Origin of the sequence: Longimicrobium sp. (assembly GCA_036389135.1) — a bacterium.
Taxonomy (GTDB): Bacteria; Gemmatimonadota; Gemmatimonadetes; order Longimicrobiales; family Longimicrobiaceae; genus Longimicrobium.
In genome coordinates this window covers 1-2,163 of record DASVQP010000092.1, presented here as the reverse complement: position 1 = coordinate 2,163, position 2,163 = coordinate 1, and the positions used below count along the sequence as shown (strand labels likewise).

1 protein-coding gene is annotated in these 2,163 nt (G+C 68.9%); it reads right to left on the bottom strand.

Features of this window, described 5'->3' with window-relative positions; all coding sequences use genetic code 11:
* A partial coding sequence (locus VF584_20340; GenBank protein HEX8212538.1) for a heavy metal translocating P-type ATPase occupies positions 1–2,121 on the bottom strand: 2,121 nt, incomplete at its 3' end.
* Between the last annotated feature and the right edge of the window lie 42 nt (positions 2,122–2,163).

Below are 2,163 nucleotides of genomic sequence, written 5' to 3'. Positions count from 1 at the left end.
GGCCACATCCGCCACTTCAAGGGCAGCGTCGGTGCCGGATACGCCCATAGCTATACCCACTTCGGAGGCGGCAAGCGCGGGCGCGTCGTTTACGCCGTCGCCCACCATCGCCACGGGGCCGCGCTCCTTCGTTATGCGCTCCACCGCGGCCAGCTTGTCGGCGGGCAGCAATCCGGCGTAATACTCGTCCACGCCTACTTCGCGGGCAATCGCCCCGGCTGTGCGCTCGTTGTCGCCGGTGAGCATCGCCACGTAGTTGATACCGGCCTCGCGCAGGCCAGCCACGGCCCGCCTCGCGTCATGCCGGAGGCTGTCGGCCAGGGAGACAACGCCCAGCGCGCCCTCCCGCGTGCCCACGATTACGACCGTGCGGCCAAGCGCCTGCTCGCTCTCCAATAGCGGAGCAACGCCATCCGCCGGGATGCCCTGCTCGCGGAAAAGGCGGGCATTGCCCACGTACACCTCTCGCCCTTCGACCCAGGCTTTCGCCCCCAGGCCGGGGAAGGCGGTGAACCGGGCGGCTTCGGGCGCGCCGTTCTTGAGGTTGCGGCCCGCGTGCACGATAGCCATCGCCAGGGGGTGCTCGGAGCGGGCTTCCACGGTGGCGGCTAACCTGAGCAGGGCGTCGTTGTCGGCGTCCAGGGCGTGCACGGCCACCACGCGCGGCCGCCCCTCGGTGAGGGTGCCGGTCTTGTCGAACGCCACGGCCCCGACCTTGCCGAGCGCCTCCAGCGTGGCCCCACCCTTCACGAGCACGCCCCGCCGAGTGGCAGCGCCAATCGCGGACACGATGCTCACGGGCGTGGAGATCACGAGGGCGCAGGGGCAGGCGACCACCAGCAGCACGAGCGCGCGGTAGAACCAGTCGTTGAACGGCTGCGCGAAGAACAAGGCGGGCAGCACGGCCACCAGCGCGGCGGCTACGATCACCACCGGCGTGTACACCGCCGAGAAGCGGTCCACGAACTGCTGGGACGGGGCGCGCCTCGACTGCGCCTGCTCGACCATTTCTATGATGCGGGCCAGGGTGGTGTCCTTGGCCGCCCGCTCGGTGCGTATGCCGAGCGCGCCAGGGCCGTTGATGGTGCCCGCGAACACCTCCGCCCCAGGCTCAACATCCACCGGCACGCTCTCGCCCGTGATGGACGACTGGTCGATGGAGGATGCGCCTTGCAGCACGATGCCGTCCAGGGGCAGGCGCTCGCCAGGGCCGACCAGCACAGTCTCGCCGGGCCGTACCTCCTCGACGGGGAGGCGGACGTCGCGCATGATGGGCAGGCCGGTGCTGGTGTCGGCGCGGCGCACCAGGGCGGTAGCGGGCGTAAGGTCCATGAGGGCGCGAATAGCGCCGCGCGTCTTGTCGAGCGTGTAAGATTGCAGAGTGCCGCCGAACGCGAAGAGCAGCACCACCGTGACCGCCTCGCCCCAGTCGCCCAGCAGCACCGCGCCGATGGCCGCTACCGTCATGAGCAGGTTCATATCGGCGCGCCCGGCCCGCAGCGCAAGCAGCCCCGCCCTGGCGAAACCCAGCCCGGCAACCAGGACGCCGGCGCCAAAGAAGGCATTGACCAGCCAGACCGGGGCAGCAGTGAACGACAGCGCGAAGCCCAGCAGAGCGGCGACGGTGCCTATCACCGTGCTGACGACCCGGCGCTCGCGCTTCCAGAACGGCATGCTTGCGCTTGTGCGCCGCTTCGCCACGGGCGTGGCCCTGTAGCCCGCCGCCGTCACCACTCGCTCGATCGTGCTCGCCTCTGGACGCTCGGATGCCACGGAGGGCACCACCGACAGCCGCGCCGAGCCGAAGTTCACACTTGCCTGGGCCACGCCAGGCAGGGCAGCCACCGACTTTTCGATGGTGCGCGCACAATCGCCGCAGTCCATGCCCTCGATGATAAATTCGAGCGGTCCCGTCTGCAAGCTAGCCGCGCCGGTTTCTTCCACATGATAACCAAGTTCCGACACACGCCTGGCTATGGCTTCGTGGCCGGCGACCGCCGGGTCGTACGTCACCTGCGCCGTGCCCGCCCCGAAGCTAACGCTTGCCGAGCGCACTCCCGGCAGCGTCTCCAACGACTTCTCGATACTTACAGCGCAATCGCCGCAGTCCATGCCGCTGATGCGTAGCTTCTCGGTTGTATCGTTTGTGTGGTTTTTCCTGGT